This is a genomic window from Vibrio sp. THAF190c (assembly GCF_009363355.1).
GTDB classification, from domain to species: Bacteria; Pseudomonadota; Gammaproteobacteria; order Enterobacterales; family Vibrionaceae; genus Vibrio; species Vibrio fortis_A.
The window spans coordinates 18,446-33,741 of sequence record NZ_CP045341.1 but is presented as its reverse complement, the minus strand read 5'-3'; the positions used below and the strand labels follow the sequence as shown (position 1 = coordinate 33,741).

Here is a 15,296-nt window from a genome sequence, read left to right as displayed (position 1 = left end):
TAGTTTACTTAGCCGCGACTCGGCAGTCCGAGTGTCACTTAAGCGGCGGTGACGTTCAGCTCAGTAGAGCTAAATTCCTTTAAAAATACGCCGTGTAAAGACGCATTGTTAAAAGAACTCTATTAGAAACCAATTGAGTTACGACCTTTTAGGAAAATGTTCAAAGCGTTAGGCATTGTCACCTCCATTTCAGTCAATAACTTAACTAAGGTTTCATTTAGTTCAATATTGTGCTCAGCTGAGCGAGCACCAACATCTTCAAGTTGATCAATATAGTTGGTTGGATCAACTGGATAACTCGGGTCCAATGCTAATAAAGAACAGTCGATCATTAGATCAGTTTCAATATTCGCCAAGTCCGTCATTAATGTGCTGTGAGATACCATGTTTCCTTCCTCTAGACCCTTTCAGGTACACGTAGTGTTTTAAATGACTAGATAGCCAAATGGCTATCTAGTCCTCATAAAACTATGCGTTGACTTGCTCCAAGTGTTTAATGGCCTCAATCTCCGCTTCGTAGCTACTGATTGTTGAACAAGAAACTACCGTGACATTACCTTTGGAGTAAGAAATTATCTTAAGTTCCTGGGGCAATGTAATGCAGCTTCGATGAAATTCATGATAGAGAAATTCATCAGGTTCACTTGTCATATTCTCGATGCAAAAAAGACTAAAGCTTTTTGCGTTCGTTCGAGTCACAACATTGTTTCGAATGTTTGTTTCGGGCTTAAACCAAGCTCTTGCAACTACCTCTCTCAATGTCGATATCACATTTCTAGAGACATGGATAATGTTCTCAAGAGAGTTTTTAGGTTCTAAGCAAGGCTGATTTTCCACCCAATAGAGATTGCATCCAAGATAAGCCAATAAACCCTGTGCTTGGCGTTTATCTAGGTATCGTAGAGCAGCAAACATCCCTACAGTATCAAACGGTTGTCCGAGGTAAGGTTGTACTGTTTTCTGGTACATAATGTTTTCCTTTTCAAAGACCCTTTCGGGTAAAATTTAAAGTTTCATAGGCCGCGACTCGACAATACGAGTGTCACCAGAGCGGCAGTGACGTTCAGCTCAATTGAGCTAAATTCTCTTAAAAATACGCCGGTATCGGGCGTATTGTTAAAAGAACTTACACAGAATAAGTTGGGTTGCAATTAGCTTGACCGCGGCCAGCTAAAAAGTAGTAAAGTGCATTAGGCACCGTTGTTTCCATATCTGCTAAGTAAGCAATTAAAGACGGCGTCATTTCAAGATCATGAATCGCTGACATTACCCCAACACCTTGAAGCGCATCTTTAACCCCAAATGAGTTAACATCATGGCTTGAATCAATTTGGGATACTTTTGAATCGATCATTAAATCCGTTTCAATTTCTGCTAAGTGAAGCATCAAAGTACTATTTTTTATCATTGTTTTTCCTTTTCAAAGACCCTTTCGGGTATGTATATAATGTAGGTACTGTCATACCTAAGAAACATAGGCGTTGTAAGCATCCCATAAGGCACCTGATGCCATTAACGACAAGAAGCTCTATAGGAATTCCAAATATTGGCGTGATCTTGACCAGAAGCTTTTTCAAACTCGATAATATAGGATCTGAAGTTCTTGCAGTCCCAATCACTAAACTTATTTAAAGACATATAGTGTTCAATTCGCTCTTCATAAGAGTAATTGAAGTCGACTTTAGATTCGTTAGCCTCGACCCATCTTTTTACTTGCTCAACATTATGAGCACCTGCTCCTACATATTGAAGGTAGTAGCAATATGAAAAGTCTCGGTATAGTTCAGGTCGTTCCTCTCTCATAACTGCAAACTCACTCAATAGATAGTTCTCTTTCCCTGCAAGAATTTGGCAAGTCGTTAAGTCTGAGAAATACCCTTTATGATCAGTCAACTCAATCCATCGAAGCTCTTCATAACGTAAATAGTTAAAACGCTCTTGGTCAGTGGCTAAATGTCTAAACTCGCCTTTAACAATTGATTTCAACAAATCGTCATAACCTTCAAGGTTGCTCTCTGCAATAAGTGGTGCTGATATAGTAGTAAGTAGTACAGAAAGTAAAATTTTCTTCATAGTAGTTTCCTTTTATTAGACCGTTTCCAGTTCATTGTTAGTAAACCGCAACTCAACAATTTGAGTGTCACTCAAGCGGTAGTGACGTTTGCTAAAAAGCAAACCTAAATACGCTAAACAACTTTGATAGTGCCTTTAGGTTTGCTTACCTCATTGGGGAGATAAGAAACCATCACAACTAGTGATAACCATGCATTAACAACAAATAGAACTGATTTGATGAGAAATTTGTAATAGAGCCAACTTCTGCATACGTTAAACTGCAAGGCGTTGGAGTTAGATCCCATTAATATTGCTGATCAATCGTTACCAGCATTGAGACTATGCATGCTCCAAAATGATTCACTTACCTATAAAGCAATAACTTAGTTTTCACTAGCACTATGCTTTGAATGGTAAAACATTCCTTTGATACAAAGTATTTTTCCGTTCTATCTCCCTTTCGGGACTAGTTAAGTAACACGATCGCTCGTTGTAGTAAAAAGGCGTACATGTTTATAGATCAACGAGCAAGATCGAAAGTCATTGAAAATGACCAACGATGAATTACTTTCTAGCTTGGATCATCAAATCAGGGACACCGTTGTGCCCATAATCTGTGAGATGTTCAGATGAGTCGTAAAGACAAGTATTGTTTGAATGGTTAATAGTAGGATTCTTCATTAACCATGTAATCTTCATTCTTGCGAATTGTGAATTAAAGTCAAGAAATTAGAGCATTAAATGTGCAACTTTAAGTCTAATAGACTGTTTAAATGTAGTCATCTGACCTACATTGGCAAAGTGAAAACGTACTTCACTTTGCCGACAGTCAAAGCTACTTCTGCTTGTTCACTTGATAATTTTCTTCAATAAGCTCGATGTATTGGTAGTAGTCAATCCTTGATTGAGAGTCTTCAAAATTGCGCCCTTGCTCATAGCACCAGGATAAATATCCAGTCTTAAAATCATCGTTAGTGTAGAAAGAGCCTAGATGATCTACCCCTTCAGTTTTATATTGGTCGATGTATTTTTCAATAGTCTGCTCATCAACATCTGTTTTCGCAGCAATATTCTGCACCAAAGCAACATCGTCTTGAGGACGGTTAAGCGGGCTCACCATTCCGACAAATTCACTATCAATCTCAAAAATGGTTAGGTAGTTAAACTTAACCACGTTAAGAACATTATTAAGACGGCGTAGAGGGTTATTAACACCCTGATCTTCAAGTGTATGGTCAAAAAACTTCGCATCCCTTAGTTCATTTGAGATAGTCGGTGTGTTTCGACGCGGAGCTGTGTTAGCTGCTTTTAGAAGTTCATCTTTGTTCATACGCACATTGAAAACTTGGGCCTTGTAATCGATGTCACAGTGGTAACCATAAAGCTCTAGCTTGTGATGATATCTTGTGACTACATTAGCTGAAAGAAAGGCTTGTTTCTTTGCGCTTTGGATCGAGTTGATCTTTTTTCTAAGTTTAGACACCTCCCCTTTAATCAATTCATCGCGCTCACTTCTACTGTTCGCGGGTACACCGTGAGGAAAGAATGCGTCGTCAAAATTGATTTTAAACTCATCACTTTGTTTGTTGAATTTGTATCTGAATTGCATGTACAAATGGTAAAGAAGAGTATGTTTCCCCAAAAGAGATGGTGGGATAAGGAAGTGGTAATCACGCTCCTTAAGTGTTTTGAATACCTCACGATTCAATGAGATCGTATAGTCAACGGTAGAATCAATTACGTTGATGCTACCGTTCTTACGGTAAATTAATTCCTCTCGGCCAAATTTTTCAAATGGTCTGAACTCGACTAATCGAGCTTTTTCTAGGTTAACGTTTGAATCAACAGAGAGTAATGCCTTGTTGTATTTTGAAATATCCTTGACGTTATAGATATCGTCAATGCCATAAAAATCAACACTTGTCGTTCTAATGCGCTCGAGTGCTTCTCGTACATATGTGCGCTGTCGAGAGCTGACCGTTTTTGTATCTGGGTATACAACGCGGACTATATCATCTAGGTGTGCATGTAGGTTGTTTTCAACTTGGTAGTCACCACCATAGTCATGAGTGTTCTTATCATGGACAACAGAAAAATAGGTCAGGCTACTAGTTGCCAAATAGACCTGAATATCTTCTTGTTGCATGATTGAACGTTCACTGCCTTCTTGTGCGGTCTTCGTCGTGATCTGATACAAGACTTCTTTAGTGGTAACTTCACCTGTACTTTCATCTTCTACGTCCATGCATAACGTACCTTGTGAAAAGTTAACATCTGAATCAGGCAGGATTGACATTAAAATTGACATCATACTTCGGTTATTACCACTCAGTTGAATCGTTCTTTTAGCTTCGATACCGCGAGTTGATGTTCTTGGACGTAGTGTTGATTTATGATGGTAACTAGGTAGGTTTAGTTTTTCTTGGTTGTTTTGGTTTGAAATTTCTTCAGATACACGATTGAACAGGTCAACCAAGTAATCATTATCGGTCGATACGTGAAAGATTCGTTTATTGTTTGATGATTGAGTAACGATACCAAAGTCGTTTGTTAATCTCTTAAAGTCGCCTAGTAATGCTGTGGTACCGCTAGCTCCATCGTTTTTTGCGGCTATTGCCTCAAACAACTCAGCTCTTGGGATTACAGTTGTACCAGCAATAAACTTTTCAATGAATACACTCATCCATCGAGCAAGACTTTTAGTTTTAACATGCTCGGAGTTTTTGAAGGCTTTGTTGAGGTTTCGGTAAGTTTCAAGCACATCATCTCCGAGCTTCGTTGAGCCCGATAACTCAAATGAAACTGAGAGTGATGGTCTACCTCGACTTGAGCTAGTCAAATTGGATGATCCCTTTTCTGTTTGATGATCCTTGTTTCTATGCATTTTGAACTTATCCCGATAAAAGTCAAAGCCCCATATCCTATTATTATTATTGATCTTTTAAGAAGATCTAATAGATAAATAGATAGGGTGATTTAGTGTTATGGCCTCAGTTGAAGCTAGTCTTCTTGGCTAGTCTTTGGAGAGGTTGCACTGTGAGCTTTCTAAACAATGTAGTAATAGAAATGGTCTTGAAAACTCATATTTAAAAGACGTTTTATTAATACCCTTCTTTCAATGAGTACTCTCTTTAACCCCTTACCACATAAGGCCTTAGCCTGATTGGTAAAGATTAAGTATTTTTTTCGTCTACCTCAAGGCATTTTTTTCGCTTACCTACAATTACTCTGTTAGCATTAAATTCTTCCATCACATTCTTTTAATTCTGCCACCACAAAGAATTTTTTCTTTGTTCAGTTCTTTTTAATTCTTCACTCACAAGTTATTGATTCTTCGACAACAAGCATTAAATTCTTCCACCACGATCAATAAATTCTTTCATCACAACCATTAAATTCTTCCACCACAATAATTTGTTTCTTCGATCAGAATTTTTAAAATCTTTGATCACAATTTTGTCAGAAGAGTGTCACATGGCATTATTTTTAGTGTTAGGAACAGTTTGTAAACAAGTTATCCACAGAAAATGTTAACGAAGTGTTATGTTTTGGGGCGGAGATGCCCCAATTTCAGCTCCATTAAGATCTTTTTAATGGGACTTGGCTCTCCTTTTTATATGGATCCTTCGCACAACAATGCGTGTTTAAATCTCAATAAAACACCGTTTACATCATTTAGGTTAACGAATAAATTCCGATAAAACTAAAAACCAGGCTACTCTTAGGATTGGAGTTTAGCTTTTTATTTATTGAAAACAATGACTTAATTCTGAATCTATCGCTTCAAGTGTACGTTTTTCACGTTGTGCTGATGATTTTTTGAACTCTTTCACTTAAAAAAAGGTAGACGAAAAAAATCCTTTCGATACCTAAACAGTATCAAAATAAGGACTTTTTTCGAATTGGGGGACTTGATCGAAGGTAGTTTTAAAGCATGTAAACCACCTTAACCCACACTAAAACAGCGAGATAGGGACCTAAAGGGTAATATCCTTCGGCCTTTTTCTGAGTAAAGTAAGTAAAGAACATCATTGTTAGTATCGAGATAGCTACGATGGCCAAACTATTGATTACACCCAAAAGCATCGCCATAGCAGCCATCAACTTGATATCTCCACCACCAAGTGCCGGCTTATCAATGAGCTTGTTACATGTGATGTTAATTAGCGATAAGCCTAAATATGTCGTTATGGCTGCGCAAAATGCATTTGCTATTGATGAGTCAATAATCGAGTAGTTAATTGCAAGTAGCGAAAATCCAATGGCAAAGAGGTTTAGTTCATCAGGGATAAGCCACTCTTCAAGGTCTATAAAGGCTATAGCTATTAGAACTGCACTGATTCCAACACCAATTAACGCGGCTTCTTTGCTTGGACTAACGAAAGAAGTGATTCCAAATACAACAGCTGTAAGTAGCTCTAGGCCAACATATCTCGGGCTGATTTTTACACCGCAGTAAGCGCATCGACCTTTTAATAGGATCCAACTTAGAATTGGTACATTGTGTTTTGCTTTGATCAGTGTATTGCAGCAAGGAGCTACGGAAAAACCGCCTAAGTTAGTTCCTTTGATGTATTCAGCGAAGTCCCTTTCTACAAGAAGCTCCGGGTAGAAATCTGCTAAATCGCAAACTACCCTCTCTTTAATCATCAGCGGAAGTCTATGAACTACAACAGTAAGGAAAGAGCCAACAACGGAGCCTATTATCGTTAGAGATATTGTTCTATAAAGATGATCGTTGAGAACAAAAAAGATTACATCTCTAGTGTCGAGAATTGTGTTGATTAGTTGATTCATGAACTTACCTCAGTTCAACGTAGTCGAAGTGAGATGGTGTGTTTTTTTCTAGGATGTCCAGTGAAAGAAAGACTTTGTCTTTCTGAAAACCTGTCTTTCCTGTAATGACAACAGCTAAACCAAGCATTGTTAAGACGATTTCATTTTCGGTGTTAGCGATGTTAAGAATCTCAAGTTTTTTCTTGGGATCTAACTGGTTGCCTGTTGTTTGATATGCACGAAAAAGAGCTTCGACGAGCTTGAACACTTTTAAAGATATCTTTTCCAGATCTGCTTCCGGGTACATTTGCGCAAACTTCATGTAATGCAGCAGGCAGCAGCTAATTTTGTCTTCATTGCTCCAATTGCTTTCATGAAGCCACGGGAAGAGAATCAGCCTATCTTTGCTCTTAAGTTCTACATGTGTTGTTTTTAGGGGTGTCATGTATATCACTAAGCTCTTTTCTTTTTCTCTGCTAAGTAGGTTATGCCCCACAAAGACGGCTACAGGAAAAATATGAAAAAAGCTTAAAAAGGTAGGTTAAGTTACTGAAGTGCGAGAGGCATAAACTAAGGTATCAACCATTAGTTTTGGACATCAAAGTGATCAAGCAGCTACTTATCTTTGAAGTTAATAAAGATACAGACTTCAGGCTACCAATGAATATTGGTTCACTGATAGAAAACAACTCTAAATTCCAAGGCTGTAAGTCGTCTGAGTCTGAGAGTGACGGGTTTATCCCGGTTGAACCAGGTTCTTTATACTCCTACGAAATAAATGACACAGCTCTGAAGGTTTCAATTCTTAGATTCCAACGGCAGAAGAAAGTTATCCCTGCTGGCGAATTGAAAAAGAGAGTTAAGGTACGTATTAAAGAGCTCGAAAGTAAAAACGTTAAGATGACAAGAGATTCAAAAAGTGATGTTGAGTTTTACATGCGTAAAGAGATGGCTAAATCAGCGTTCTCCAATTTTAACCAATATTACGTTTTTCTCTTTCATGAGCTTCAAGTTGTGGCTGTTAACGGAAGTGAATCGTTAGCTGAAGACATAATTGCTCTTGTCCGAAAGTCGCTCCCGAACAATGTATTTCCTTTAGTCCCTTATTCGAATAAATCACTTCAAGGTCTGTTTAAGGATTGTATAGATGAAAAAGACGAAGACTTTGTTATTGGAAGCTATGCTGCAATGGTCAGTGAAGCTGATAAAAGTGAAGTTGTATTCAAGAATAAGTCGAATCTGGAAGAGTTAGCTGATAAGGCTCAGAGTCACAGAATACGTCAACTTTCACTGGAAGGTTTAGATATGCAGCTAGACATATCAGATTTGTCACCTATAAACCTTTCTAAAATAAAGTTCTCAATGGAACTCGAAAAGACGAAGCCATCAATGGATCAGAAGCAGAAGCAACAAATCTTCGATAGCAACGTTCGACTAGAGTTATCTTCGGTGCAATCGGTTTTGAAGAAACTCATTCAATTAACATAGTGAACTCGTTGTCCTCAATAAATCTAGTGCAGATAGTGAAGCTTACAGTTTTCAAGTATCACTTGGTTTTGTGATTTAGCTAGTTTTGAGTTAACAGGGATGAATACCGAAGTGCAGCTATCACAAACAATAAACGCTTTTCCATCTGTGTACCTTTTGTAAGTTTCCTTTCCATTACACTTTGGACAATTTTCGCCGTGATAAACATCATTGATTTCATCTGTCTGGTTTACCTCAGTGGCGAACTTGACATCACTGGATAACGGTAGAAGAAAAGTCATATAAAAACCTTCGTTTGCTTTAAAACTATACCTAGCTTATGACCGGCGTGTGTTTTCGCAAGGGAATCCCCTTCTAACTTGCGAGCACCAAAAGCTATGTGACGATGATAGTCAGAAGGTATATCTCGGAGTGTATATGAACAATCTATCAAACCCCGTTGTGAACAAGATAAAGTCTGTGCTTAATCACTTGAAGTCTAACTATTCATATGAACGCGATGAGCTTGAAGTTAAGTTAATCAATGATATTAGACTTGCACTAGACATCGATAACCCGATTTATGTCTTTGAAAGTTGTATTGGTTTAGATCGTCAAATAGCATACTTGATTGCTGCTATTGCTCACGCACAAGCTTCAAATAAAAAGCTTGTTATTAGTACCTCTCATACGGCACATCTCCCAGGGTTAATCGATAAAATCGAACGCTTAAATGGTGCGTTCGGTGAATCGTTCGAATACAAGGTAATAAGTAGCGAAGAAGAATTTTCTGATGTGGATGTTTACATAACTACACACACTAGGCTAACTGAGAGCGTTCTCCTCGACGAAGATAGCTTGATACCTAGCCCCAACAAGGCCGTTTATGTCATTGATGAAGCTCACCGGCTGGAAGAGTTAGTTTGTGCAAGAATGAAGTCATCTTTGACTATCAATAATGTACTGACGCTGTTTGAATCGGTAAATGTTGATACTACTCAAGTAGAGTCGGTTTTGCTTAGTATTAAAGGTTTACTTGCTTCTCAACATAGAAGCATTTTCAGAAGGGGTTCAACTCATTTATTTCAGTTTGGTGTTATGCCAACTGAACTTTACGACCTGTTAGTTAAGTTGCAATTTTTGGTAGCCAAGATTGCAATTACCAATTCCGAAGGGGAAACCTTTGCATCACTTGCGAGGTCATTAATTGGGTTGCTTAGTTGTTTTGATGGGGATACGCCAATTGCAAAGTGGGTTGAGTATGAAGGTGATTATGATTATACGATTTCGGCGCAACCGATTTCTATGGTCGATGTACTTCAGAGAAGATTTTGGTCGAATCATAGCGGTGTTCTTCTAACTTCTTCTTCATTGCAAATGGTTGATGGTTTATCACCGACAGGACGTTCATTTATGCGATTTCTTCATAGCATTGGACTGAATTACTCTTGTTGCAATGTTAAGTCTTACCAAGCATCAAATGAAGTATTTGAACAATGTAGCATTCAGGTTCCTAAGCTACCTTTCCAAGTTACGAGCGATGAGTTTTCAACATGGTTGAGGTTTAACATTTTTGAGTATTTAAATACATCGTCGACCAGCTTAGCTTTATTTACATCATATTCAATGATGGATTCAGTAAGAAACCACATTGAGAGTGCCTGTACAAGCCATGGGATCTTGATTCAATGCGAGGGTGATAGGCCCGTAGAAGAAATTATTAAGTTTCATAACAAGGCACTAAATCAGGGGTTCAAATCTGTCATTTTTGGGCTAACGGGGTATGCAGATAAGTTAAGTAACGCGTGTAGTGTTGAGAACTTACTGATTATCAGGCTCCCATTTCTTCAACCTGACGAGCCTCATACAAAGGCTAAAGCCGAATATGAACAGTCGCTTGGGCATTTGTCTTTCTACACAATGTCGCTTCCTCAAGTCTCGATAGAGTTAGCTCAATCCTTGTACAAAATAGTAAACCCTAAAGCGCGTAGTCGTTGCGTTGTTTTTGATAGAAGAATTGTCGATAAGTCATACAGTGATGCACTGTTAGTAGCATTGCCGCCAATTCAGATGAAAGTAGAAAATTAATAGGAAATAAAGATATGTCAGTAAATGCGAAATCACTAAATTTAGCAAAACTCAGCTTGTTTACTACCAACGTAATTAACTTCTTTATGGTGTCATACTTTGTCATCGGCTGGATGTCGAACTTAGTCATGCCAACGCCGATTTATGTCGCTTGCATCATGTTGTCATTGATCATTGCATGGGTTCCAGTGGTTAGCACCGGGTTCTTTCTATACTTCATTTACTATATCGGTGTTACCGCTCCACTATTGTTTTTAGGAGCGGCGCTACCCCTTTTGACGTACTTCGGAATTACTCTGTTTTACAAGAACCGTATTGTGGTCCCGTCAAAAATATGAAATTTAGTTTATTTCCTATAGAAGAGGCAAGTATTGTCAACTAAAGGTTTGTACCCTTTCATGATCGAATGTTCAACTTTAATTGACCTGTCTAGTTCTTCCAATTTTGAATATTGGATTGGATCGGTACTTTCAGACAAAACGATTATAGGAGAATGTACCTTTTTAGGGTCGCACTTTACCTTTCCATGTTCGTTGATGTACCGAAGTACAGATATAGGGTGAACTCTAATTTCTGTCTTTTTGTAGATATTTGGAGCGGACTCTATTCTTTCTTGATTTCTTCGAGCTTGCCAATCGGGGACCGATGAGTTTACAGTTTTTATCAATGCTAGAGCTTCATCTGGCCCGATTTTCTTTAACCCCTTTTGTTCATCACACCAACTAGTAGTTATTCCTAGTGTGTTGTAAGGGGCAATGGGGGCCCTTCTTCTTAAGGTTTGAAATAAGATACCTGGATAAAGTTGTTTAGTTAACTTTCCGCGTTTCCTTTCATTCGATTCTACCTCTATCAAATATTTTTGAAGCTCTTTTCTTTGTTTCCAAGAGGAATCAGCAATCTCTATGATTGCTTCATAATCTTCGGGTTCAGCTTGAAACTGAATCACACCTTCAAATCTTTTTGGCATGTTTATATTGTACGAATATGCCATTTGGGGACGGACACATAGGTCTAATACACGACTAGGGCTAAGTTTTGTTGGTGTTGGTGTTATTAAAGTAGGGAGAGCTTCGCCCCGTTGGAACTGAGGTATATCTTGAATCTTGCATTGAACAACGTCTAGTTCTGAAAGGGCCTTGATAAGTTTGGTGTCTGTAGAGTTAATTTCCTCCATTTTTTGTAGTAGAGCGCTAAGCTGAGATATTGAAGCCATTCCGTTGCCTATATAGGTTTTAAATTTAAAGATTCGGGCATGCCGAGGTAGTAGCCTTGGTAGAAGTCGAACCCGATTTTTTTCATAGCAGTAAGGGTTTCTTTGTTTTCGATTCCTTCCGCTAGAGTTTTTGCACTGGATACTTTAGCATACTCATACGCTTGCATTAGCGGTATAACGTTACCTTCCATAAATTGGCGGACGAGCGCTCTATCCATTTTTACAATTTCAGGCGATATATGATTTAGCCTATTGTAATCACTAGGATCATTCATGAAGTCATCATAGGCTACATGGAACCCCCTCCCCTTTAATGACCTCGATGCTATACCTAAGATATAGTCAGAATCGTATTTACTTTCTACAAATTCGATGCATATATCACTAGGTTTTAAATTAAGGGACTTTAGATGCTTTTTGTTGTAGAGGTCATCCATCAGCCCAATGGCAATATCTTCACAGGCCAAGGGGGTTAGGTTGATAAACAAAGTCCAATTCTTTTTTCTCTTCCTGTTTTTGAGAAGTGAAAAGTTATGAATGTGGAGTATTCTGCAAAGCGAGTTTATGTTTACGAGGTCTGTTTCTGTTATGGAAGGGTTATGGAAGATCTCATTGGCTGGAATGGGTTTATCATTTTCGTCAAAAGCTCTCAGGAGCCCTTCTAAGCCTACCTTTCGATTTGATGCATCAAAGATAGGCTGAAAGGCACTTGTTAAAGCCATACCGCCATAGTGGGCACGATACGAGCCATTTTCAGATAAGGAAAGGGTGTTTGTTTGCTTATCAACTGTTTTGAGAATCATACGACTATAGAACGTTAGATGTCAAAATGCCCGCTTCACGGAGCGGGCAGAGATTTTTTATTTTGACTTGCGTAGACGACCTAACATCAATAGACCCAATAGTGAGAATAATCCCGTTGAGCCACCGCTGCTGCCGCTTGAGCTACCGCCTGTGTCAGTCGGTGGTGGTGTCACACTTGAGTCCTTAACAGTCAGACTGATTGGAATCATGGTGTTGTTTGTATCATTCAAGTGAAGAACCACATTTGAGTCATTCGTTTGTGCATTACCATTTGGGTTTACTCGTACTGTCACTTTGCAAAATTGATAAGTATCTAGATCAGAATCGCAGCCAGAGACTTCAAAGTTGTGAGTGTCACCTGTAAGGCTAGGTGAAATGTTGTCTGTAAACTGGGTTAGGTTTTGAACTTGAAAAGTCGTGACTAACGTATCTGTAGCGTCTGTGTCCATATCAAAAGACATTGAAGATGGAGCTGTTACCTTGTTGATCTCAGATGCAATGTTTTCTAAGTACGATCCGATGTTAGTGAAGAAGTTTTGTGTGTGTGCTGCGTTCTCGGTAGAAGCAATCGCAAACGCTCGGTCTTCACTTGTGAGCATTGGTGTACCACTGTCGCCACTAGATGCTGTACCACCGACAACAGTAGGCTTGATAACCATGTAATCTTTGATGCGTAGTTCACAATTAGCAACAGATGCCGAACAGTCGGTTGTAGTGCTAGATGAGTCTACAGGTTTGTTAGGGTTATATTGGCTTTCAGTAAATGGAAGAGCCAAAGAGGTTTCTTGCATTGTGCTTGGCGAAGCACCTGTTTCTGTGCGTCCCCAACCACGAAATGTAAACGTATCACCACTAACAATGTTATATGAGCTGCTTACGGAGTCGAATACTGGCATAAGCGCGGCTTGATGTTGTTGTTCAATCTTGGTGTTTAGTTTAATAAGGGCAATATCTCGAAAACCTGTTCTGCGAGTCCAATCAAGGTCTTGCCAACCACGTTGAGCTGTGAACTTTGATGCTCCAAAAATAGACTCCAAGTAAGTAAGCTCAGTTAACAAAGAGTTATGAGCAGACTCAAAAGAACCATAAACATCCATGTTACTGTAAGTTGTCTTGTGTTCGGTACCGTTGTAATCAATACCTACAAAAACAGAAATGTCATTCGATGCACCACCATCTAACCAAGGAATATACTCGGTGTAGTTAGCTGCGTATGTCGAGCTACCAGAGCAATGACCCGCTGTTAGAATGTATTCACCTGCGATTAACAAGCCGCCACAGGAAATCGTTGAGCCATTGCCGTTCTCGACTTGAAAACGAACAGTGTGATCGCGGTAATCATCCTCACTTACGTCAGTACCAAATCGTACCGCGTGAGCATTGATGCTAACTAGTGCAGCCAAGACGCCTAATGTAAATTTTGTTTTGCCTAAGTTCATCTTTTTATCCTTGAATAAGTGTTTGTTACACTTCCAATGTCTCACGGGTTCTTTAGGGCGCAAGAGTGTTTGCGCCCAGGTAACTACTTAGAAAAAAATCAATGCGACGGCAGTTGCAAAGATAATTGCACCCCACTTTTCAATAGTGCGGTAAATGTAATAAGCCAAAAGGTTACCTAAAGACCGAATGAATACATTTCTCATCATAACCCCCATTAATACTTTTAATTTGAAATGACTTAATAAAAACATTTCAAACTTAGATCTAGTTCACTATATATTTCACTTATAATTACAACACGTTACTTTAAGTGCGCAAGAGATTCTTTCGTTCTTAGTTGTTCCTTTTGGTATCAATGCAATATTGGTACTAATGACGCTCCCGTTACGTCCGATATTTAAGTGGGCTTCCCAATCTCGTTGCCTAGCCTATTCTTTGATAGTTTATGCCTCTGAAATTGTCTCTAGTGATCGAATGTTTCGAATAATGAAGTTACTTTTGCCTCAACATCAAACTCAATCATTCTTAAGTCGTTCAATGTGCAATACTGCATAATGTAATTAAAACTTTCGCTAAGCTCTGAGATGCAGTTTAAGTTTGCTGATTCTGCATCATCTATGACATCGATAGAATCTTTTAGAGCCTTCAATTTTATGAAAAATTTACCACCACAGCCCAGAACGTTCGTATGGTTGCTATCTTCAACAAGTCTTTCTAAAGTCTCTAGATCCTTCTTAGTTAAATGTGAACTTGATAAAGAACCACATAAGTAGAGTTCGTGAAAAGTATTGTTGTTTGTCTTTTCAATTTCTGCATTTATAGCTTCGAGCATTTTCTTGTTTCCTTTCTTTTCCGAATGAATAAAAGCCGTCGATAACCAATTCAGCAAATTCTTTGCCTTCAATTTGAGCTGTTTGCCAAATGTATTCATTAGCCAATAGTTGGGACCATAAACCTTCAGAAACTAATAGATACAACTCATCGCCTAAGAAAATTGGATTCCAATAAACTGGCTTGAGACGTTCCATTCCAACGTTGATATTCTCTTGATGGAAGTTGGTATTCATTTTTTATCCCGATAAGGTTTTTTGAAATTTGAGCAGTGTTTTTCTAGTTCGTCGTGAGTAATATTGTTGACTCCGCGAATGATGTAATCTTGGTAAGGAAGGCGTCGGTTTCCTACGACTTCGGTATCGCCACCTAACCACCGATAAAGTTGGTATAGTGAATCGAATCGAATTGAAGCCCTAAAGCCTAGTTTATGGCTAAGTTTTACGTTCTTATAAAGTTTCCAATCACTTCTAGGTATAGATTCAATTAGGTCACGAAGTGGGGTCGATTCTGGCTTGCTGGCTCGGGAGTATGAACCTGTCATCTGATAACGCATCATTGCTTTGGATGACCTCATTAGGTACTTCATTTCTGAACTTTTCATTTTAAATCCTAAATAAAC

The 15,296-nt window shown here is 38.7% G+C and carries 16 protein-coding genes; 3 read left to right on the top strand and 13 right to left on the bottom strand.

Annotated elements, in window-relative coordinates; genetic code table 11:
* Positions 1 to 122: 122 nt before the first annotated feature.
* From FIV04_RS25345 to FIV04_RS25315, 7 genes are all read right to left on the bottom strand, one after another.
* On the bottom strand, positions 123 to 386 hold the full coding sequence (locus FIV04_RS25345; protein ID WP_152471189.1) for a hypothetical protein: 264 nt from the start codon (positions 384 to 386) through the stop codon (positions 123 to 125).
* 82 nt (positions 387 to 468) lie between these two features.
* Positions 469 to 969: a hypothetical protein gene (locus tag FIV04_RS25340; protein ID WP_152471188.1), complete on the bottom strand. Its 501-nt coding sequence runs from the start codon at positions 967 to 969 to the stop codon at positions 469 to 471.
* 157 nt (positions 970 to 1,126) lie between these two features.
* A complete protein-coding gene (locus FIV04_RS25335; RefSeq protein ID WP_152471187.1) occupies positions 1,127 to 1,408 on the bottom strand; it encodes a hypothetical protein in 282 nt (93 codons plus the stop codon).
* A 104-nt stretch (positions 1,409 to 1,512) separates the two neighbouring features.
* Positions 1,513 to 2,073 carry a hypothetical protein gene (locus FIV04_RS25330; RefSeq protein WP_152471186.1) on the bottom strand — a complete coding sequence of 187 codons (561 nt, stop codon included), beginning with the start codon at positions 2,071 to 2,073 and terminating at the stop codon, positions 1,513 to 1,515.
* An 817-nt stretch (positions 2,074 to 2,890) separates the two neighbouring features.
* A complete protein-coding gene (locus tag FIV04_RS25325) occupies positions 2,891 to 4,816 on the bottom strand; it encodes a replication initiator protein RctB domain-containing protein (protein WP_172974334.1) in 1,926 nt (641 codons plus the stop codon).
* Between the two features lie 1,166 nt (positions 4,817 to 5,982).
* Complete coding sequence (locus FIV04_RS25320; protein ID WP_152471184.1) at positions 5,983 to 6,852, bottom strand: A24 family peptidase; 870 nt, start codon at positions 6,850 to 6,852, stop codon at positions 5,983 to 5,985.
* Between the two features lie 4 nt (positions 6,853 to 6,856).
* Positions 6,857 to 7,276, bottom strand: a complete 420-nt coding sequence (locus tag FIV04_RS25315) for a hypothetical protein (protein WP_152471183.1) — start codon at positions 7,274 to 7,276, stop codon at positions 6,857 to 6,859.
* 158 nt (positions 7,277 to 7,434) lie between these two features.
* Between FIV04_RS25315 and rdgC the strand changes: the two genes are divergently transcribed.
* The 3 genes from rdgC (at position 7,435) to FIV04_RS25300 (ending at position 10,724) form a co-directional block, all read left to right on the top strand.
* Positions 7,435 to 8,319 carry a recombination-associated protein RdgC gene (gene rdgC, locus FIV04_RS25310; RefSeq protein WP_172974333.1) on the top strand — a complete coding sequence of 295 codons (885 nt, stop codon included), beginning with the start codon at positions 7,435 to 7,437 and terminating at the stop codon, positions 8,317 to 8,319.
* A gap of 417 nt (positions 8,320 to 8,736) precedes the next feature.
* Positions 8,737 to 10,386 carry a helicase C-terminal domain-containing protein gene (locus FIV04_RS25305; RefSeq protein WP_152471181.1) on the top strand — a complete coding sequence of 550 codons (1,650 nt, stop codon included), beginning with the start codon at positions 8,737 to 8,739 and terminating at the stop codon, positions 10,384 to 10,386.
* 14 nt (positions 10,387 to 10,400) lie between these two features.
* Entirely contained in the window at positions 10,401 to 10,724 is a 324-nt protein-coding gene (locus tag FIV04_RS25300; protein WP_152471180.1) for a hypothetical protein, read from the top strand.
* 8 nt (positions 10,725 to 10,732) lie between these two features.
* Here FIV04_RS25300 and FIV04_RS25295 read toward each other — a convergent pair whose 3' ends face one another.
* The 6 genes from FIV04_RS25295 to FIV04_RS25270 form a co-directional block, all read right to left on the bottom strand.
* A complete protein-coding gene (locus FIV04_RS25295; RefSeq protein ID WP_152471179.1) occupies positions 10,733 to 11,599 on the bottom strand; it encodes a DNA replication terminus site-binding protein in 867 nt (288 codons plus the stop codon).
* A gap of 8 nt (positions 11,600 to 11,607) precedes the next feature.
* A complete protein-coding gene (locus FIV04_RS25290; protein ID WP_152471178.1) occupies positions 11,608 to 12,402 on the bottom strand; it encodes an EAL domain-containing protein in 795 nt (264 codons plus the stop codon).
* A 57-nt stretch (positions 12,403 to 12,459) separates the two neighbouring features.
* Positions 12,460 to 13,842: a trypsin-like serine protease gene (locus FIV04_RS25285; protein WP_152471177.1), complete on the bottom strand. Its 1,383-nt coding sequence runs from the start codon at positions 13,840 to 13,842 to the stop codon at positions 12,460 to 12,462.
* A 464-nt stretch (positions 13,843 to 14,306) separates the two neighbouring features.
* Complete coding sequence (locus FIV04_RS25280) at positions 14,307 to 14,675, bottom strand: hypothetical protein (RefSeq protein ID WP_152471176.1); 369 nt, start codon at positions 14,673 to 14,675, stop codon at positions 14,307 to 14,309.
* Entirely contained in the window at positions 14,647 to 14,910 is a 264-nt protein-coding gene (locus tag FIV04_RS25275) for a hypothetical protein (RefSeq protein ID WP_152471175.1), read from the bottom strand. Before FIV04_RS25275 ends, FIV04_RS25280 begins: the two co-directional genes overlap by 29 nt.
* The gene (locus tag FIV04_RS25270) at positions 14,907 to 15,278 is read right to left on the bottom strand and encodes a hypothetical protein (protein WP_152471174.1); all 372 of its coding nucleotides are present in this window, start codon (positions 15,276 to 15,278) and stop codon (positions 14,907 to 14,909) included. The genes FIV04_RS25275 and FIV04_RS25270 overlap by 4 nt, the downstream gene beginning before the upstream one ends.
* Positions 15,279 to 15,296 lie beyond the last annotated feature (18 nt).